Origin of the sequence: Tardiphaga sp. 841_E9_N1_2 (assembly GCF_051811065.1) — a bacterium.
Lineage (GTDB): Bacteria > Pseudomonadota > Alphaproteobacteria > Rhizobiales > Xanthobacteraceae > Tardiphaga > Tardiphaga robiniae.
Genome location: NZ_JBPWQC010000001.1, coordinates 4,830,723 through 4,849,270 on the forward strand (window position 1 = coordinate 4,830,723; position 18,548 = coordinate 4,849,270).

15 protein-coding genes are annotated in these 18,548 nt (G+C 62.9%); 10 read left to right on the forward strand and 5 right to left on the reverse strand.

Annotated features, from left to right (window positions below):
- The first annotated feature begins 153 nt into the window (after nucleotides 1-153).
- Complete coding sequence (locus AB8A50_RS23185; RefSeq protein ID WP_439056899.1) at nucleotides 154-2,199, forward strand: methyl-accepting chemotaxis protein; 2,046 nt, start codon at nucleotides 154-156, stop codon at nucleotides 2,197-2,199.
- Nucleotides 2,200-2,338: 139 nt separating this feature from the next.
- On the opposite strand, the gene atzF is transcribed toward AB8A50_RS23185, so the two are convergent.
- The 4 genes from atzF to AB8A50_RS23205 all read right to left on the reverse strand — a co-directional run bounded on the left by atzF (nucleotide 2,339) and on the right by AB8A50_RS23205 (nucleotide 7,643).
- Nucleotides 2,339-4,144 carry an allophanate hydrolase gene (gene atzF, locus AB8A50_RS23190; protein WP_439079025.1) on the reverse strand — a complete coding sequence of 602 codons (1,806 nt, stop codon included), beginning with the start codon at nucleotides 4,142-4,144 and terminating at the stop codon, nucleotides 2,339-2,341.
- Between the two features lie 54 nt (nucleotides 4,145-4,198).
- On the reverse strand, nucleotides 4,199-5,842 hold the full coding sequence (locus tag AB8A50_RS23195) for a regulator (protein WP_439079026.1): 1,644 nt from the start codon (nucleotides 5,840-5,842) through the stop codon (nucleotides 4,199-4,201).
- Entirely contained in the window at nucleotides 5,839-6,573 is a 735-nt protein-coding gene (locus AB8A50_RS23200; RefSeq protein WP_093758048.1) for a cysteine hydrolase family protein, read from the reverse strand. The genes AB8A50_RS23195 and AB8A50_RS23200 overlap by 4 nt, the downstream gene beginning before the upstream one ends.
- Before the next feature lie 263 nt (nucleotides 6,574-6,836).
- Nucleotides 6,837-7,643 carry an SDR family oxidoreductase gene (locus AB8A50_RS23205; protein WP_068737620.1) on the reverse strand — a complete coding sequence of 269 codons (807 nt, stop codon included), beginning with the start codon at nucleotides 7,641-7,643 and terminating at the stop codon, nucleotides 6,837-6,839.
- A gap of 179 nt (nucleotides 7,644-7,822) precedes the next feature.
- On the opposite strand from AB8A50_RS23205, the gene AB8A50_RS23210 reads away from it, so the two are divergent.
- Nucleotides 7,823-8,548, forward strand: a complete 726-nt coding sequence (locus tag AB8A50_RS23210) for a CBS domain-containing protein (RefSeq protein WP_439079027.1) — start codon at nucleotides 7,823-7,825, stop codon at nucleotides 8,546-8,548.
- Nucleotides 8,549-8,607: 59 nt separating this feature from the next.
- Here AB8A50_RS23210 and AB8A50_RS23215 read toward each other — a convergent pair whose 3' ends face one another.
- A complete protein-coding gene (locus AB8A50_RS23215) occupies nucleotides 8,608-9,666 on the reverse strand; it encodes a polysaccharide deacetylase family protein (RefSeq protein ID WP_439079028.1) in 1,059 nt (352 codons plus the stop codon).
- Between the two features lie 162 nt (nucleotides 9,667-9,828).
- Between AB8A50_RS23215 and AB8A50_RS23220 the strand changes: the two genes are divergently transcribed.
- The 8 genes from AB8A50_RS23220 (at nucleotide 9,829) to pstB (ending at nucleotide 18,526) form a co-directional block, all read left to right on the forward strand.
- The gene (locus AB8A50_RS23220; protein ID WP_439079029.1) at nucleotides 9,829-11,232 is read left to right on the forward strand and encodes an OmpA family protein; all 1,404 of its coding nucleotides are present in this window, start codon (nucleotides 9,829-9,831) and stop codon (nucleotides 11,230-11,232) included.
- The gene (locus AB8A50_RS23225; RefSeq protein ID WP_068737611.1) at nucleotides 11,229-11,528 is read left to right on the forward strand and encodes a hypothetical protein; all 300 of its coding nucleotides are present in this window, start codon (nucleotides 11,229-11,231) and stop codon (nucleotides 11,526-11,528) included. Before AB8A50_RS23220 ends, AB8A50_RS23225 begins: the two co-directional genes overlap by 4 nt.
- Before the next feature lie 329 nt (nucleotides 11,529-11,857).
- Entirely contained in the window at nucleotides 11,858-12,904 is a 1,047-nt protein-coding gene (locus tag AB8A50_RS23230; protein WP_089266758.1) for a lysylphosphatidylglycerol synthase domain-containing protein, read from the forward strand.
- A gap of 39 nt (nucleotides 12,905-12,943) precedes the next feature.
- On the forward strand, nucleotides 12,944-14,260 hold the full coding sequence (locus AB8A50_RS23235) for an ATP-binding protein (RefSeq protein WP_439079031.1): 1,317 nt from the start codon (nucleotides 12,944-12,946) through the stop codon (nucleotides 14,258-14,260).
- A gap of 438 nt (nucleotides 14,261-14,698) precedes the next feature.
- Nucleotides 14,699-15,709 (forward strand): phosphate ABC transporter substrate-binding protein PstS, encoded by a 1,011-nt coding sequence (pstS, locus tag AB8A50_RS23240; protein WP_092140314.1) that lies wholly within the window; start codon nucleotides 14,699-14,701, stop codon nucleotides 15,707-15,709.
- Nucleotides 15,710-15,856: 147 nt separating this feature from the next.
- Nucleotides 15,857-16,855: a phosphate ABC transporter permease subunit PstC gene (gene pstC / locus AB8A50_RS23245; protein WP_086937148.1), complete on the forward strand. Its 999-nt coding sequence runs from the start codon at nucleotides 15,857-15,859 to the stop codon at nucleotides 16,853-16,855.
- Nucleotide 16,856: 1 nt separating this feature from the next.
- Nucleotides 16,857-17,702, forward strand: coding sequence for a phosphate ABC transporter permease PstA (gene pstA, locus AB8A50_RS23250; RefSeq protein ID WP_089266762.1), 846 nt, complete (start codon nucleotides 16,857-16,859; stop codon nucleotides 17,700-17,702).
- Entirely contained in the window at nucleotides 17,699-18,526 is an 828-nt protein-coding gene (gene pstB, locus AB8A50_RS23255) for a phosphate ABC transporter ATP-binding protein PstB (protein ID WP_068737599.1), read from the forward strand. Before pstA ends, pstB begins: the two co-directional genes overlap by 4 nt.
- The last annotated feature ends 22 nt before the right edge of the window (nucleotides 18,527-18,548 follow it).

An 18,548-nucleotide genomic window follows, 5' to 3' on the forward strand; every position in this document is an offset into this window, starting at 1 on the left:
GAATGACAGTCCTGTTCGCCTGCCGCGCAACCTCCAGAAGTTCCGGTATCCGTTTACTCGTCCTTAGCCAATGTGCCGTAGGTTTGGGCATCGGCTTTGCGTGTGCTTGCACGCGATGACCGGGATGTTGGGAGTGATGAACGGGGGCCCCACGTGGCAACGACGACGCTTGTCCGGAAGAAGCCGGCTTCTTTTAAGTTTCCTGCCCTCAGGTTCCGCGCCAAGGTGACGCTGGGCTTTGCGGCCGTACTCGCCATCTCCGCGCTCAGCATGGTGCTCGCTTATGTCGGCTTCGAGCGCATCTCGGCCGGCGTGGTGTCGTATCGCACCAGCGTTGCGGAGTCCGGTCTGGCCCGCAATATCGACCGCGAACTGACCTCCTATCAGGCGCTAACGCGCTATTACGTCCTCACCAGCAATGAAGCGGACGCCAAGGCAGCGAAGGCTGCGGAAACAAGTCTGAAGGACGCCATCGACCAGTCGATGAAGGTGACCAAGGACTCCGCGCGGCTCGACAAGATCACCAAGCTGTCCCGCGAATTCATTACGTTCACCAAGGTGTTCGCCGACATTCTCACGGTCAAGGGACAGAACGACGCCATCGCCTCGACCCAGTTGTCGCGCACCAGCCTGATGCTGCGTAACAAGATCGATGATCTCGGCGATACCGCGACCATGGCCGGACTTGCCTCCGTGCAGGATCAGGTCAAGGAAATCACCACCCAGTTCATCACCGCGACCTCGCTCGTGAACACCTATATCGGCAAGGCCGAGGACAAGACCTCGAATGCCGCAACGGCTCGCATCAAGTTCCTGCAGAACTCGTTTGCGACGATCTATGCCAATGACGACAAGATCAACAACAAGGTGAAGGAGATCACCGCGGAGACGAAGCTCTACGCTGATGCTTTCGTCAAGTTCGTTGAGAACACCAAGAAGGTCGACGGTCTCGTTCAGGAAATGTCGGAGACGGCGGGAGCGATCACCAAGCTGTCGACGGCGATGAAGGGGGATCTGCTGTCCGATCAGCAGCGTCTTGAAACCGAATCCGACACCACGATCCACGATACCGAGCGCCAGGTGATGGTGCTGGGCGTTGGCGGCTTCATCGTCGGTGCCATCCTTGCGCTGCTGCTGGGCCGCAGCATTGCCGGTCCGATGATTGCGATGTGCGCAGCGATGCGCAAGCTCGCAGCCGGCGACTTCGAGGTCGTGTTGCCAGGTCTTGGCCGCCGCGACGAACTCGGCGACATGGCGTCCGCCGTGGAAGAGTTCAAGGTGCAGGCCATCGCGAAGGCCGAGCGGGATGCCGCTACGCAGGAAGAGCAAAGCCGCGAGGCCGGAGCGGCGCGCCGTGCCGAACTCATCCGCTTTGCCGACGATTTCGAGGCCGCCGTGGGTGCGATCGTCTCGAACGTGTCGGCATCGGCCGGACAGCTGGAAACCGCAGCCGGTACGCTGACGCGCACCGCCGAGACCACCGAGGGATTGTCGAGCCGCGTCGCCGGTGCATCGGATCAGGCCTCCTCCAACATGCAGTCGGTGGCGACTGCAACCGAGGAGCTCTCGCTGTCGGTCAATGAAATCGGCCGTCAGGTGCAGACCTCCAGCAAGATCGCGGATAGCGCAGTCGTGCAGGCGCAGCAGACCGATGCCCGCATCGGCGAGTTGTCGCGCGCCGCACAGCGCATCGGCGACGTCGTCGATCTCATCACGGCGATCGCGGAACAGACCAACCTTCTGGCGCTCAATGCGACCATCGAGGCCGCGCGTGCCGGAGATGCCGGCCGCGGCTTCGCGGTTGTGGCCTCCGAAGTGAAGTCGCTGGCCAGCCAGACCGCAAAGGCAACCGAGGAAATCTCGACCCAGATCGCCGGCATGCAGAGTGCGACGCAGGAGTCGGTGTCGGCGATCAAGCAGATCGGCAACACCATCGGCGAGATTTCCGGCATTGCCTCCGAGATCGCCAGCGCCGTCGAGCAGCAGGGCGCTGCCACGCGCGAAATCGCACAGAACGTCCAGCGGGTTGCCCACGGCACCCAGCAGGTCGCCGGCGATATCGTCGACGTCAACCGCGGCGCGACCGAAACCGGCGCGGCGTCGGCTCAGGTGCTGAATTCGGCACAGACCCTGTCGAGCGAGAGTGCGCGGCTGCGTGCCGAGCTCGATCGGTTCATGGGGAATATCCGGGCGGCGTAAACGCGATGTCCGCAACGATAACTCCGTCATGCCCGGCCTTGTGCCGGGCATCCACGTCTTTGCGGTGCGTGAGAAGACGTGGATGGCCGGGACAAGCCCGGCCATGACAGCGTTTCAATAGTAGCGACGCTGCGTGCGGCTACTTTTTTTCTGCCATATACGCCCGCCATCCGCCAAACGACGAGATGTCCCGCGCGCCTTCCGTCGCCTTGGCTTCCACTAGAAAGCCCTTGACGCTCGATCCGTCGGACAATGTCAGTGTGCCGATCGACATCGGCTGCGGAAGCGATGCAACGAATTTGCCGAAAGCCTCTGCCGACAGCGCCCAGACTTCGACGGCGATTTCCGCGCCCGTACCCTCCGCGACGCGCAGCAGGCCGGGCTTCGCCGGCGTCGTGCCATTGAGCGCATAGAACTTGTAGTCCGGCGCCGTCGTCGTGGCTTTCAGCAGGCGACCATTGAGGGCCTGCAACTCGCCGTTCAGTGCCATGCCTGAAAGATGCGCGCCGACCACGGCGATCGCGATCTCGCCGGCGGCGACTTCGGTTGAGAGCGGCGCGAGCGCCGGCTGCGGCAGGGCCCTGGCGCCAACCGGCAGCTTGGTATCGGCATGAAACACCCGGCCGATGCTCGCGAGCAAGGCGTCATCGCCGCCCGGCGCCAGTAGCGTGATGCCGAACGGGATGCCGTCGGCACGCATGGCGGCGGGAATGGCGAGGCCGCAGAGGTCGAGCAGGTTGACGAAGTTGGTGTAGGTGCCGAGCCGCGAATTGAGCTCGATGGGGTTGGCGAGCACCTGCGCCGTCGTATAGGCGGTCGGCGCCGTCGGCAGCACCAGCGCGTCGATAGCAGTGAAAGCCTGTTCGGCGACACGCTTCAGCTCCTGCAACTTGTACAGGGCCGCAAACGTATCCGTCGCACTCTGGCGTGCACCGGCGATGGTGATCTCGCGCGTCACCGGATGAATTGCATCCGGCGCAGAGGCCAGCAGGTCGCGGATCACCAGCAGGCGTTCGGCGACCCATGGTCCATCGTAGAGCAGCCGCGCGGTCTCATAGAACGGCTCGAGGTCGAACTCGACCAGCGTCGCGCCGAGCGAGGTCCAGCGCTTGAGCGCGTCCGCATAGGCTTTCTCCGAGGCCTTGTCGCCAAAGAAGATCAGCTGGCCATTGCGCGGCACGCCAAGCTTGAGGCCCTTCGGAAAGTCCGTGACCGAACCCGGCACCCGCTTGCGCGAATAGGGATCATGCGCGTCATAGCCCCCCATCACGTCGAGCGCGACGACAGCATCGTCCACCGTGAGTGTGAAGATCGACACGCAATCCAGCGTGCGGCAGGCCGGCACCACGCCGGCGGTCGGGATTAGGCCGAGGCTCGGCTTGAGGCCGACGATATTGTTGAGCATGGCGGGCACGCGGCCGGAGCCGGCGGTGTCGGTGCCGAGCGTCAGCGGCACAAGGCCTGCGGACACAGCAACGGCAGAGCCGGAGCTTGATCCGCCCGGTACGAGATCGTCGCGGATCGCGTTCTTGGGAATGCCATAGGGCGAGCGCACGCCGACCAGACCCGTCGCGAACTGGTCGAGATTGGTCTTGCCGATGATGATCGCGCCAGCGGCGCGCAGCCGCGCCACGGCGCTGGCATCGCGTGTTGCATGATAGGCGAAAGCGGGACAGGCGGCGGTGGTCGGCAGACCGGCGACGTCGATATTGTCCTTCACGCCGACCGGCACGCCGTAGAGCGGCAGCGTCGCGGGATCCTTCGCAGCGAGCGCCTCGGCTTCGGCGATCGCTTCGGCCTCAACGCGGAGCGTGATGAAGATGGCGGTATCGCCGCGGTCGCGGATTCGCTGATAGCTGCGGGCGACTGTCTGTGCGGGCGTGACGGTGCCGGCGCGATGCGCGGCGACGATGGCGGCGATCGTTTCGGGAACGGACTCACTCACGATGCGAACCTGCTGCGGATGGCACGGGTGTGCCACCCGCAGGTTGAGACGATGTTATTCAGCAGGCACGGCAAGTGGCGGCTCCGATTGCGGGACAGAAGACAGGCTGGTTGCGCCGAACTTGTCCGCGGCGAAGAGCCCGGCTGCAACGAGAGCATAAGCGAGAGCGACGCCGGGCGTCACCCCCAATCCGCCGCCGATCCCGATCGCCTCGCCGTGCATGAAGCCGAAATAGGTCAGGACCGCGCCGGCCAGCGCGAAGGCCGATGCATTGAGGAATTTGCGCTCGATGACGAACACCGCGATGGCGCCGAGCACCAGGCCGACCAGGATCGAGCCGCCGCCCATGACTTCAAGGCCGTGGAACAGCACGCCGTTCTGTCCCATCTTGGCGATGAATTCGGGCGAATGGATCGCGCCGAAATTCATCCCGGCGGCGCCAAGTGCGCCCGACAAGAGCACCGTAGCCCAGGCCGCAAGATGCGGTGTCAACGCAAGCGCGATGGCCGGCGCGTGTTCGCGTGGCGTGGTCTCGAACGCCTGCGCACAGATCAACATGCCGATATAGAGCAGGATCGGTGAGATCGCGACCACAGGGATAACGGCCAGCATCAGTGAGATGACGCCGAACCAGGAAAGTACGATCACCGTCAGGCCGGTTGCTGCCGAGTAGCCGATCCGGCCACCCATCGCTTTCCAGCCGGGATGGCCGATATAGACCGCGTTGATGAAGGGGTTGCCCATCAGGCAGCCGATCAGCGAGACGACGCCGTCGGCGGTCAGCACGCGGGTGGTCGGATATTCGTCGCCGGCAGCTTCCGCGCTTTCGACGTTGTCCATCGCTTCGACCAGATCGTAGATGCCGTAGGGAATGGCGGTGACCAGGATGATGCCGAGGAACTGGAATCCCGAGAAGACGTGATCGAAGGCCGGGATCGGCACCGAGAAGCCGAAATTGGTGAAGGCGGCCTTCACCCCGGCGACACTGACGCCGCCGATACCGACTCCAAAGAGATTGGAGCCCCAGGCGATCACCATGCCGACGCCGATCGCGACGAGGCCGGCCGGAATCCCCTTGGGATATTTATAGCCGCCGAACCAGCTCAGCATGATGATGGCAAAACATGTGAGGCCGATCACCGGCGTCATGAACATTTCCAGCGCCGGGCGCATCGCGATGAAAGCGATGGAGACGCCGGCCAGCGTGCCCAAGAGCGCGGCGCGCGGTGTTACCTTGCGGATCCAGGGCGCGATGAAGCCGCCGATCATCAGGATGAAGCTCTGGAAGAACACCCAGACGAGGCCGGCTTCCCAGCCCTTGATGGGATCGCCGGTCGTGATCGAGATCGGCAGCATGATCACGAAGGTGACGATGAACATATGCGGCACGCTGATGCCCGAGGGCAGCGCGCAGACATCGCTGCGGCCGGTCTTCTGCGCCAGTTTGTAGGCGAGCCAGGCGTAGTACATCGTGGACAGGCACATCATCAGGCCCATGGCCGGCAGGATGCGTCCGAACACGATGTTGTCAGGCATCTTCAGCACGAAGCGCAGCAGGCCGGTCAGCACCAGCATGTTGACGAGAATATTGGTGCCGAAGCCGAAAAACGCATTCCAGTCGCCCGGCGTCCATAGAGCGGGCTTGAAGTCGGATTTGCCGGCAGAATCTTTAGAAAACGTCCCCGCGGTCGTGCTCATCGTGATGCTCCTGCTGCAAGTTTGTTGGAAGTCTCCGGTGCATTTTCAGAAAGTGTCATTGCTTCAAGGATGGCGGCGGATGAGGCGACCCAGCCGAAGATGCCGCCCTGGGCCTTGATCATCTTCAGGCCCATCTCGTGGAATTCAGGAAAGTAGGACGCGCAGCCGTCAGAAATGACGATGCAGCGATAGCCGCGGTCATTGGCTTCGCGCACGGTGGTGTTGACGCAGACCTCCGTGGTGACACCGCAGACCAGCAGCGTGTCGATGTCGCGCGCCTTGAGATCGGCGCCGAGCGTCGTGGCGTAGAATGCGCCCTTGCCGGGCTTGTCGATGACGATCTCGCCTTCGACGGGATAGAGTGCGGGAATGATGTCGTGACCGGCCTCGCCGCGAATGAGGATGCGTCCCATCGGACCGGGATCGCCGATCCGCAGTGACGGCGCTCCGCGTTCGATCTTGGCGGGCGGTGCGTCAGACAGATCGGGCAGGTGCCCCTCACGGGTGTGCACCACCATCATCCCGGTTTCGCGCGCGGCTTTCAGGACCGCGGCGATCGGGGCGACGGCGCTGGCGAGTTGTGAGACGTCATTGCCGAGCGTCTCGCCGAAGCCGCCGGGCTCCATGAAATCGCGCTGCATGTCGATGATGACGAGCGCTGTCGTGCCCCAGTCGACCGCGATCGGGCCGGGTTCTGCAAGGACCGCCGTTGTATGCAGTGAGTCCGCCATTGCCGTGTACTCCCCGAGGCATGGATGTCTCAGAGGTTAACAAAGCAAGCAGCGTGCCATTGTGTACAACTGCGACGGTTGAATGATTCCGGATATTATATTTATATAAATCAGATGGTTATTTCAGAATAGCTTTGCAGCCTAAATGTCGTTCGCAGGCCGGGCGCTGGTTAATTGCTTAGTTTATAGCCGGGGCTGATAGATCGGCAGCGATCGCGCGTCATTGCAGCCCCGAGGGCCGTAATGACGGCGCGCGCATGACCTCAATCCCAGCCGTCGCCCTTGATGCCTGGATTCGCATAGACGATGCCGCCATCCACCGCGATGGTGGCGCCGACGACGTAGTCGCCGGCGCGCGAAGCGAGATAGATCGCGGCGCCCGCCATGTCCTCGTCGGTGCCGATCCGGCCGGCGGGCACGCGGGTCGCCACTTCATCGGCATTGTCGCGTGCAGCCTTGTTCATGTCCGACTGGAACGGGCCCGGCGCGATGGCCGTGACGACGACGTGATCCTGGATCAGTTTGACGGCCATCCGCCGCGTCAGGTGGATCAGGCCGGATTTGCTCGCCGCATAGGAATAGGTCTCCATCGGATTGACGAAGATGCCGTCGATGGAAGCGATATTGATGACCTTGGCGGGCTTGTCCGCGCTGGCTGCTGCACGCAGCGGCCCGGCCAGTGCCTTGGTCAGAAAGAACGGCGTCTTGACGTTCAGCGTCATCACCTTGTCCCAGCCGCTCTCCGGAAATTCGTCGAAGTCCGCGCCCCAGGCAGCGCCCGCATTGTTGACGAGAATGTCGAGCTTGGGTTCGCGCTTCTTGATTTCGGCAGCCAGCATCTCGATGCCGGCCATGGTCGAGATGTCGATCGGCAGCGCGATGCATTCGCCGGCATATTGCGCGGAGAGTTCTTTCGCGGTGGCTTCGCACGGGCCGGCCTTGCGCGCGGTGATGTAGACCTTCGCCGCGCCCTGGCTGAGAAATCCCGCTGCGATCATCTTGCCGATGCCGCGCGAGCCGCCGGTGACGAGTGCAATGCGGCCATCGAGCGAAAACAGATTGGTGAACATGACGCCTCCCGCTTGTTTTGTCGTTGGACCGATTGTGTGCGGCGGCGGGCAAGGGGAGTCAACAAGGCGAGTCAACAAGCGCTGCAGTTGACCCAGATCAAGGCCGGAACCGGCGGCCGACGTAGGCTTCTCGCGTTGGTTCGTCCAGCAAACGGACCTCAACCCAACGGGAGAGTGTCATGAGAGCCCATCAAATTATGACCCGCAAGCTCGTCACCGTGTCGCCGGACGCGTCGATTAGCGAAGCTGCGCGGCTAATGATCGATTATCACGTCAGCGGATTGCCTGTGGTGGATGCGGCCGGCAAGCTGGTCGGCATTGTGACCGAGCGGGACTTCCTGCGTCGGCACGAGGTCGGCACGCAGCGCAAGCGTCCGCGCTGGCTCGAATTCGTGCGTGGCCCCAGCCTGCAGGCCATCGATTATGTCCGCGAAGCCGGCCGCAAGGTGCATGAGATCATGACCCGCGAGGTCCGGACGGTGACCGAGGAGACCGGTCTGGCCGATATTGTCGACGTGATGGAGAAGTATCACATCAAGCGCGTGCCGGTGGTGCAGGGCGACAAGCTCGTGGGTATCGTCAGCCGGCAGAATTTCGTCGAAGCCATCGCCGATCTCATGCACGATGTCTCCGATGTCGGGTCGAGTGATGCGTTGATCCGCCGTCGCATCGTCGCTGTGCTCAGGCATAACGAATGGACACCATTCGGCCTCGACGTCCGGGTGAAGGATGGCGTCGTGGACATCGACGGCTTCATCACGGACGAGAATGTCCGTCGGGCGATCGTCGTGGCTGCTGAAAATGTGGCTGGCGTAACCCGCGTCAACGAGCATCTGTGCTGGGTCGATCCGATGTCAGGCGTGTATTTTCCGCCGGAGACCGATCTGCCGCAAAAGCCGGCCTGATCCGGCGCGGGGCGCAGGACTCCAGTAAGGCTGCAGTTCGCTTGCGGCGCATGGCCAGACTATCCGACGCCGCCGCGCTGGAAGCCGTTCCACATCGCGGTGGCCGCGCCGGAGGTCAGCACCGGCAGATAGCGGGTGTCCTGATAGTTGCCGTTCAGCGAGACCCGCGGCAGCGCTGTGAGCTGCGAGAAGTTGTCCGAGGCGATCACGCCGGGGCGCGTCGTCACGGCTGTCTCGAAGCCGGCGTTTTTCGCCAGTGCGAATTCCCGTGTGCCCGCGGCGCAGCGGTCGCCATAGGGATAAGCAAGATGCACGGCCGGGCGCTGCAGAACGTTTTCGATATCGGTGCGGCTGGCTGACAGCTCATGCACGACCATCGCTTCGGTCTGTTTGGCGAGATTGCAGTGGCTTACGGTATGCGCGCCGATTGTCACAAGCGGATCGGCGGCGAAAGGTTTGAGTTCGTCCCACGACATGCACAGCTCACGGCTGACCGCGTCTTCGTCGATGCCATGCGCGGCGCAGAGTGCGCTGACCTCGCGGCGGATATCCGCTTCTTCCGGCAATCCGCGCAGCCAGCCATGCAGGCGGTCGAACGCCATGTCCTTGCCGGCGAGAGTCGATGTGTCCAGGCGCACCATCTGTCCATCGATCGGGGCCTCGATCGCATCGGCCCTGGCGACGATGCGCTCCAGCGCCACCCACCACAGCCGGCCTGTGCCGGAGGCGAAGTCGCTGGTGACATAGACCGTGAAGGGGGCGTCGAAATCCCGCATCGCGGGCAATGCATGGTCGCGGTTGTCGCGATAGCCGTCGTCGCAGGTGAAGCAGGCGAAGCGGCGCGAGAAATCCCGCTCCGTCAACCGTCGCTGCACTTCATCGGGCGTCACGATATCGACGTCGGTCGCGCGCAGATAAGCGAGGGTGGCGCGCAGGAAATCGGGCGTGATCTCGAGGTGGCGGTTGGGCTGGAACGGACCGGCATGCGCAGGGCGCACATGGTGCAGCATGAAAATGGTGCCCACGCCGCCGAAGATTGGTCGCAACACGCGGTGGGCGCCACTGAAATACAGCGCATCCAGGCCGGCACGAATAATCGTGTTGCGAATCTGCTTCATCGTATGACCGAGCAATTGATGCTACCCACGGAAATGATCAGAAACGATTGAACAAAGCGTTATTCGAATACCCGCGGCGACGCCAGAGGTTTGCCTTGATTTCAATTTGACAGTCCCGCAAGGGTTTGTTTTCTCTCTGTTTCCAGACCCGCAGGACGTCGAATGCACGGATTTTACAGGTGGAGTGCCAAATGGTGGCCCGGGCTCATCCCGCTTGCCATCCTTTGGGCGGTTGCTGCCTGGGTTAGCACGATTCCGCTTGAAACGGATTTAACGGCGCACAGTACTGCGGCGCTGAAAAACACGATCCTCGACAAGAGCCAGATCACGGTTGCCGGGCGTGACGTCTCGTTTTCTGCCGAAGCATTTTCCGAAGATGGTCGCCGCAGTGCGGTCTCGTCGGTCGAGGCCACGCCGGGCGTTCGCCTGGTCAATGACGAAACCCGCCTCGTCGCGGAAGCCAAGCCGTTCGTCTGGGTCGCGGAGCGCGACAATGTCCGCGTCACGCTGTGGGGAACCGCGCCATTGCCGGCCAGCAAGGCGCGCATCGTGGAAGCGGCCCGCGCCGCACTCAGCGGAACCGAGGTCTCCGACCGCATGGGTCTGAAGCGCGGCGCGCCGCCGCGGTTTGATGCCGCAGCCTTGCTCTTGCTCGATCAGGTCGCCAAGCTGAAGGAAGGCAAGGCGGTGATTTCGGATACCAATATCAGCCTCTCCGGCATGGCGCGCGATCTCGGTGGCCGCGAAGCCATTGCGGCGGCGCTGAAGAATCTGCCGGAAGGTTTCACGGTCGCAGCCAATGACGTCAAGGCGCCGCCCTATGTGTTCCAGGCCAACAAGGACCCGGTGACGAATACGCTGACGCTGAGCGGCTATGTCCCGGACAACACCATTCACGCCGCGCTGGCGTCGGCTGCCGGACGCAAGTTCGGCAATGAGAAGGTCGTCGACAACCTCAAGGCCAGCATCGGCGCGCCCGGCGGTTTTGCCGCAGCGGTGACGACGGCGCTGGGTGCGCTGTCGCGGCTGTCGACCGGCACGCTGGTGGTGTCCGACCGCGAGGTGAAGCTGTCGGGTGACGCGCTCTACGAAGTGGCCGCGGACCAGATACGCGCAAGCCTGGCGCGCGAGCTCCCGCAGGGTTGGCAGGCCAAGGCCGAAGTATCGGTGAAGCCCGCCGCGGCGCCGGTCGATGCGAGCGTGTGCCAGCAGCTCTTTGCGCAGAACCTGACCAAGGGCCGCATCCGGTTCGAGCCCTCCAGCGCCAGCATCAATGTGGATTCCGCGGGCTTGCTCGATCGCCTCGTGGAAATCGCCATGCGCTGTCCCAATGTCCGGGTCGAGATCGCCGGTCACACTGACGGCGATGGCGACGCGGCGTTCAACCAGTCGCTGTCGGAAAAGCGCGCGCTCGCCGTCGAAGAATATCTCGTGAAGGCCGGCCTGCCGGCGGACCGTTTCTCCACCATCGGCTACGGCAGCACCCAACCCATCGCCACCAACGATACCGACGAGGGCAAGCTGCAGAATCGCCGGATCGAATTCGTCGTGAGGCAAGCGCCATGACCTATCTTGCGATGTTTCACTGGGGCTGGCTGCTCGGGGCGTTCCTGATCGGCTTCTGCATGGGCTGGATCGCCGTGGTCTATCGCGGGCGTTCGGTGTCGCGGGTCTGGATCCAGCGCCTGTCGGTGATCGCCGCGGTCATCGTCGGCATCGCGATTGCCAAGGTCGTGCCCGGCCGCTTCGGCTACTGGCTCGATCTCGGCCTCGCATTGTTCGGCTTCTATCTCGTCGGCTGCGCCATCGGATCGTGGCTGCGCGACATCGTGGTGGTCAGGCAGCAGGCCCGCGCGACCTGAGGACTGTGGTGCATGCCGCTGCCGTCTTTTTTATCAACGTCTCGCCGCCAAATCGGCGGCATGAGGTCACGAAAGCCTCATTGTCACGTGAGACGCGTCACGACGTCGGCATTTTGCCGCAGCGAATGCGCCCGAGAGGCTGGTGGTTTGTTAGGACTGACCTAATATACTGATGTGGCTTGTTTTTATTCACAGCCGGCGAATTCCACTTTGCCGCAAAACGCGCTACGACGGTTGTGCCGGAGACAACTGATGTGGCGGTTCCGCCGAGGCTAGTCTGACTTCCTGGTCCAGATCTCTCTGGTCAGGGGATCGCATTCGAGGTTGAGATGCTGGAAGCAATACGCAGGGCGATCTCGTTTCTGCGCGAGAAGCAAATCCTGCACAAGCTCGGTGTCTTGATCAGCGTCGCGGTGATCGGCATCGCCTGCTACATGCTGTATCACAAGCTGCGCAACATCGACGCTGCTGCCGTTTTCCGGGCGATGACCGAGACCGAGCCGCGGCTGATCATGCTGTCCGCGCTGTCGGTTGCCGCCGGCTATTTCACGCTGACATTCTACGACTGGTTTGCGGTGCGCACGATCGGTCGCCGCGACGTGCCGTACCGGATCAACGCGCTGGCGGCCTTCACCAGCTATTCCATCGGCCACAATGTCGGCGCCAGCGTCTTCACCGGCGGCGCGGTGCGCTATCGCATCTATTCGGCCTGGGATCTCAGCGCCGTCGATGTCGCCAAGATCGTCTTTCTCGCCGGCCTCACCTTCTGGCTCGGCAATCTCGCGGTGCTCGGCATGGGCATCGCCTATCACCCGGAGGCGGCCAGCGCGATCAACCAGGTGCCGCCATGGATGAACCGCATCCTGGCCTATATCATCCTCGCCGGCCTCGTCGGCTATGTGGTCTGGGTCTGGATGAAGCCGCGCAGCGTCGGCCGCGGCCCATGGTCGGTGGTACTGCCGGGTGGCCCGCTCACCTTGCTGCAGATTACCATCGGCATCATCGATCTCGGCTTCTGTGCGTTGGCGATGTACATGCTGGTGCCCGCCGAGCCTGACGTCGGTTTCGTCGTGGTGGCGGTGGTGTTCGTCTCGGCCACCTTGCTGGGTTTCGCCAGCCATTCGCCCGGCGGTCTTGGCGTGTTCGACGCCGCCATGCTGGTTGGCCTCGAAATGATGGATCAGGAAAAGCTGCTGGCTGGCATGCTGCTGTTCAGGGTGCTTTATTACCTCGCGCCGTTCTTTATATCAGTCATGTTACTGACGCTTCGCGAGCTTATTATCGGTTCGCGATCGAAAAAGCTGCAGGCGGTCGCGGCGGATGCCAAGCCCGGCGTCGGCCACCCGCTCAAGGAACATGGTCGCTCCGGCGCCTGATATACGTTCGCATTCGCAGCAGGAAGAGATCCGGTTCAGATGGCCATTGAAGCTTCTCCATCGACCATGTTTTCGCCGTGGCCGGACCGGCTGCGGCATTCGGCGATCATCCTGCTGGCCGCCGGCCTGGCCTTGGCCGCACTGGTGTTTTTCGGCGAGTTGTCGCCTGTTCGCGCGGGCATCGTGTTCGTCTGTATCGCCGGCGCGGCGCTGGTGCCGTGGCGGCTGCATGACGTGGTGACGGCGCGCGACGAGGCGCTGGCCGCCAATCCTGTCGAGGCACCCGCGGTGCGCGCCATCATTGCCGGCATTCCCGATCCCGCCGTGCTGCTCGACCGTGCCGGCCGCGTCATCCATCTCAATGCCGCAGCGGCGCAGCTCGCGCCGGCACTCCGCAAGAACGAACTGGCGCAATTCGCGCTGCGCTCGCCGGAGATCATCACCGCCTTGCGCGAGTCCATCGCCACCACCGAACCGCGCCGCGCGACTTATCTGGATCACGTTCCGGTCGATCGCTGGATGGAATTGATGATCACGCCGGTGCCGGTTCCGACGGCCTTTGGCGGCACCGACACCTGCATGCTCATGACGTTCCACGACCAGACGCCGCTGCGCCGTGTCGAGGAAATGCGTGCCGACTTCGTCGCCAATGCCAGCCACGAGCTGCGCACGCCGCTGGCGGCGCTGTCCGGTTTCATCGATACGCTGCAGGGGCCGGCCAAGGACGACGCCAAGGCGCGCGAGCGCTTTCTCGGCATCATGCATGCGCAGGCGACCCGCATGGCGCGGCTGATCGACGATCTGCTGTCGCTGTCGCGCGTCGAACTGTCGGCGCATGTGCGGCCGGATACGCTGGTGGATATTCTCCCCATTATCCGTCAGGTCGGCGATGGGCTGGAGCCGCTGGCCAATGAGCGCAACGTCAGGATCGAAATGGCGCTGCCGGAGACGCCGGTGTCCATCGCTGGCGATCGCGAGGAATTGCTTCGGCTGTTCGAGAACCTGATCGAGAACGCGCTGAAATACGGCGCATCCGGTGGCAAGGTGGACGTATCGTTGACCACGGAGTCGACCTCGGAGGGTGTGCCGGAGATCCGCGTCGCCGTGCGGGACTATGGCCCGGGCATCGCCCCCGAGCATCTGCCGCGCCTGACCGAGCGTTTCTACCGGGTCGATGTCGGCGACAGCCGCGCACAGGGCGGTACGGGCCTCGGCCTCTCGCTGGTGAAGCACATCCTGAACCGGCATCGCGGCCGGCTGCTGATCGAAAGCGTGCCGAAGAACGGCGCGACTTTTACCGCCGCCTTTCCGCAGGTGAAGACGCCGCCGGCGCCTCCCGCCTCCGCGGCGTCCTGACGCCTTAAACTCCCTTCGTTCTTCTGCGCCCGTCAGGGCCGCCCTCGGGCGGTCCCGCATCGCTGCGCTTCGCTCAGACAGTCAAAAAGCCCTGGCGGGTGGTGCGGCATTGCGTCCGATCCCCCTCAATATCGTGCCCGCGGCTGTCATACGCGCGCATGCGCGCGAGGCCGGATTCCGCCTGCTGAAACATATTGTTAACCCCTGTGACGGCGGATTTTGACGGCCTGGCATGACCCTCATGGCAGGGCATTTTCGCTGTCATTTGCACGGTAAAATTATCCGCGGAGGCAGAAAAACAAAGCATTTACAGATGCTTGGTGCCGTCATCCAAGTGTCACGGAACTATCATAAAAGCACAATCGACCACCCCTAAACGGGCGGCGTGAGCACAACTGGCGCATCCGGCGCGGTCGCTCACGAGATTGGAGACATCCCATGAAATTCCTCAAAGCGATCGTCGCTGCCGGCCTCGTTGCCGCCTCGACCTCGGCATTTGCCGCCGACATCACGGGTGCCGGCGCAACCTTCCCGTTCCCGGTCTATTCGAAGTGGGCCGACGCCTACAAGAAAGAGACTGGCAATGGTTTGAACTACCAGTCGATTGGTTCGGGCGCCGGCATCAAGCAGATCCAGGCCAAGACCGTGACCTTCGGCGCCACCGACGCGCCGCTCAAAGCTGAGCAGCTCGAGAAGGACGGCCTGGTTCAGTGGCCGATGGTGATGGGCGCGATCGTTCCCGTCGTGAATCTCGAAGGCATCGCCTCGGGCGAGCTGGTTCTCTCCGGCGAAGTGCTCGGCGACATCTATCTCGGCAAAGTGACCAAGTGGGACGACGCTGCCATCGCCAAGCTGAACCCGAAGTTGAAGCTGCCCTCGGCTGCCATCACTGTCGTTCGTCGTTCGGACGGTTCGGGCACCACCTTCAACTTCACCGACTATCTGTCCAAGGCCTCGGCTGACTGGAAGACCAAGGTCGGCACCGGTACCGCCGTCGAGTGGCCGGTTGGCGTTGGCGCCAAGGGCAACGAAGGCGTCGCTGGCAACGTCGGCCAGACCAAGAACGCCATCGGTTATGTTGAATATGCTTACGCCAAGCAGAACAAGCTTACCTATGCCGGCCTCGTCAACAAGGCTGGCAAGACCGTGCAGCCGACCGTCGCTGCCTTCCAGGCTGCTGCTGCCAATGCCGACTGGGCCAAGGCTCCCGGCTACTACGTGATCCTCACCGACCAGCCGGGCGAAGCGTCCTGGCCGATCACTGCGGCGACCTTCATCCTCATGCACAAGGCCCCGACCGACAAGGCGGCCTCGGCTGAAGCGCTGAAGTTCTTCAAGTGGTCGTTCGAAAAGGGCGACAAGGCTGCCGAAGAGCTCGACTACATCCCGATGCCGGACTCGGTCGTCAAACTGATCGAAAAGACCTGGTCGGCTGACATCAAGAGCTGATCTGGTGTGTGGGCGGAGGAGAGGGGCATCTCTCCTCCGTTTGCTGCAGGGCTGAATTTCTTTCTTCTTCTCTTCTGACTTCGCGCCCTGACAAGCCCCTCCAGGGCAATGCGTTTTGGGGTATTGTAACAATTACAGGGGACTGGCGTGGCAGACATGGCCGTACAGAGCTCTTCGATGGACGCTGCCGGACCTTATGATCGTGCGAAGGCTTTGAATGCCTTCAAGACGGGGGACCAGGCGTTTTACTGGATCACCCGCATCTCGGCTCTGTCCGTTCTGTTTATCCTCGGCGGCATCATTCTGTCGCTCATCGTTGGTGCGTGGCCGGCGCTTCGAGAATTCGGCTTCTCGTTCCTGACCACGCAGCGCTGGGCACCGTCGGCTGATCCGCCGGTGCTGGGAGCGCTCGGCCCGATCTACGGCACGCTGATCACCTCGGTGATCGCGATGGCTATCGCCATCCCGGTCGGCATCGGCATCGCGATCTTCCTCACCGAACTGTGCCCGAACTGGCTGCGCCGCCCGATCGGCATGGCGGTCGAGCTTCTCGCCGGTATTCCCTCGATCATCTACGGCATGTGGGGCTTCTTCGTGCTCGGCCCGTTCCTGGCCAACCACGTGCAGCCATTCATGATCAACGCCTTCGAAGGCGTCCCGGTCCTCGGCGTGATCTTCGCCGGCCCGCCGTCCTATCTCTCGCTGTTCAACGCGTCGCTGATCCTCGCCATCATGGTGCTGCCCTTCATCACCTCGATCTCGGTCGACGTGTTCAAGACGGTGCCGCCGGTGCTCAAGGAAGCCGCTTACGGCGTCGGCTGCACCACCTGGGAGGTCGTCCGCAACGTCGTCATCCCCTATACCCGCGTTGGTGTGATCGGTGGCGTCATGCTGGCGCTCGGCCGTGCGCTCGGTGAAACGATGGCGGTGACCTTCATCATCGGCAACTCGTTCCGGATCACAGGCTCGATCTTTGGCCCGGGCACCACGATCTCGGCAGCGATTGCCAGCGAGTTCGCGGAGAGCGACGGTCTGCATCAATCGGGTCTGATCCTGCTCGGTCTCCTGCTGTTCGTGCTGACATTCTTCGTGCTCTCGGCAGCGCGTCTGATGCTGCTGCGTCTGGAAAAGAAGGCGGGCAACTAATATGAACCCGATTTACGCTTCACGCCGCCGCAACGACATGATCATCCGCGGGCTCTGCATGGGTGCCGCTCTCTTTGGCGTCACCTGGCTCGCGCTGATCCTGTTCACGCTGTTCTACAACGGTATCGCCGGCATCAGCCTGCAGATCTTCACCCAGAACACGCCGCCGCCCGGCTCCATGGAAGGCGGCCTGCTCAATGCCATCGTCGGTTCGATCATCATGACCGTCATCGGCGTCGGCATCGGCGCGCCGCTCGGCCTGTTTGCCGGCACCTATCTCGCGGAATACGGCAAGCACGACAAACTCACCTCGGTGATCCGCTTCATCAACGACGTGTTGCTGTCGGCCCCGTCCATCATCATCGGCCTGTTCGTTTATGGTGCGGTGGTGGTTCCGATGGGCGGCTTCTCGGCTCTCGCCGGTTCGCTTGCGCTCGCCGTGATCGTGATCCCCGTCGTGGTTCGCACCACTGAAGATATGCTTGGTCTCGTACCGAACCCGCTGCGTGAAGCGGCCTCGGCGCTCGGCCTGCCGCGCTCCCTGGTCATCAAGCGGATTGCTTATCGTGCAGCCCGCGCCGGTCTCATCACCGGCGTGCTGCTGGCGACCGCGCGTGTCGCCGGTGAAACGGCGCCGCTGCTGTTCACCGCGCTGAGCAACCAGTTCTTTAGCCTCGATCTCACCAAGACGATGGCCAACCTGCCGGTGACCATCAACAACTTCGTGCAGAGCCCCTACGAGTACTGGAAGCAGCTCGCCTGGAGCGGTGCCCTGATCATCACCTTGACCGTACTTGCCCTTAACATTGGCGCGCGCATTCTCGGCGCCGAGAGGACAGCAAAATGAGTGAGCTTTCTGTGTCGTCTGGCGTTCCTTCCGTCTCGATGCCGCCGCCGTCGGCCCTGCAGGGCGAGACCCGTCCCAAGGTCACCGTGCGCGACCTGAACTTCTACTATGGCGAACATCACGCCTTGAAGAAGATCAACCTGACTCTGATGGCGAACCGCGTAACCGCATTCATCGGCCCGTCGGGCTGCGGCAAGTCCACGCTGCTGCGCATCTTCAACCGCATGTATGATCTGTATCCCGGCCAGCGCGCCGAAGGTCAGCTCATGCTCGACAACCAGAACATTCTGGATCCGAAGCTGGACCTCAACCTGCTGCGCGCCCGCGTCGGCATGGTGTTCCAGAAGCCGACTCCGTTCCCGATGACGATTTACGAAAACATCGCCTTCGGTATCCGCCTCTACGAAAAGATCTCCAAGTCGGAGATGGACATCCGCGTCGAGAGGGCGCTGCGCGGCGGTGCACTCTGGAACGAAGTTAAGGACAAGCTCAACGCGTCGGGCCTCAGCCTGTCGGGCGGTCAGCAGCAGCGCCTGTGCATCGCGCGCACCATCGCGGTTCGGCCGGAAGTGATCCTGTTCGACGAGCCGTGCTCGGCGCTGGATCCGATCTCGACCGCGAAGATCGAGGAGCTGATCGACGAGTTGAAGGATCAGTATACGATCGCGATCGTGACCCATAACATGCAGCAGGCTGCCCGCGTCTCCGACAGCACGGCCTTCATGTATCTCGGCGAGTTGATCGAGTTCGATCAGACCAACAAGATCTTCACGTCGCCGACCGACCGCCGTACCCAGGATTACATCACCGGCCGCTTCGGCTGACGCGACATATTCGCGGGAGGAA

What these genes read in the sequence shown, in the direction of transcription:
- AB8A50_RS23195 (WP_439079026.1), bottom strand. Translation starts at nt 5,842, where the DNA reads ATGAGCACGACCGCGGGGACGTTTTCTAAAGATTCTGCCGGCAAATCC.
- AB8A50_RS23200 (WP_093758048.1), bottom strand. Translation starts at nt 6,573, where the DNA reads ATGGCGGACTCACTGCATACAACGGCGGTCCTTGCAGAACCCGGCCCG.
- AB8A50_RS23205 (WP_068737620.1), bottom strand. Translation starts at nt 7,643, where the DNA reads ATGTTCACCAATCTGTTTTCGCTCGATGGCCGCATTGCACTCGTCACC.
- AB8A50_RS23210 (WP_439079027.1), top strand. Translation starts at nt 7,823, where the DNA reads ATGAGAGCCCATCAAATTATGACCCGCAAGCTCGTCACCGTGTCGCCG.
- AB8A50_RS23215 (WP_439079028.1), bottom strand. Translation starts at nt 9,666, where the DNA reads ATGAAGCAGATTCGCAACACGATTATTCGTGCCGGCCTGGATGCGCTG.
- AB8A50_RS23220 (WP_439079029.1), top strand. Translation starts at nt 9,829, where the DNA reads ATGCACGGATTTTACAGGTGGAGTGCCAAATGGTGGCCCGGGCTCATC.
- AB8A50_RS23225 (WP_068737611.1), top strand. Translation starts at nt 11,229, where the DNA reads ATGACCTATCTTGCGATGTTTCACTGGGGCTGGCTGCTCGGGGCGTTC.
- AB8A50_RS23230 (WP_089266758.1), top strand. Translation starts at nt 11,858, where the DNA reads ATGCTGGAAGCAATACGCAGGGCGATCTCGTTTCTGCGCGAGAAGCAA.
- AB8A50_RS23235 (WP_439079031.1), top strand. Translation starts at nt 12,944, where the DNA reads ATGGCCATTGAAGCTTCTCCATCGACCATGTTTTCGCCGTGGCCGGAC.
- pstS (WP_092140314.1), top strand. Translation starts at nt 14,699, where the DNA reads ATGAAATTCCTCAAAGCGATCGTCGCTGCCGGCCTCGTTGCCGCCTCG.
- pstA (WP_089266762.1), top strand. Translation starts at nt 16,857, where the DNA reads ATGAACCCGATTTACGCTTCACGCCGCCGCAACGACATGATCATCCGC.
- pstB (WP_068737599.1), top strand. Translation starts at nt 17,699, where the DNA reads ATGAGTGAGCTTTCTGTGTCGTCTGGCGTTCCTTCCGTCTCGATGCCG.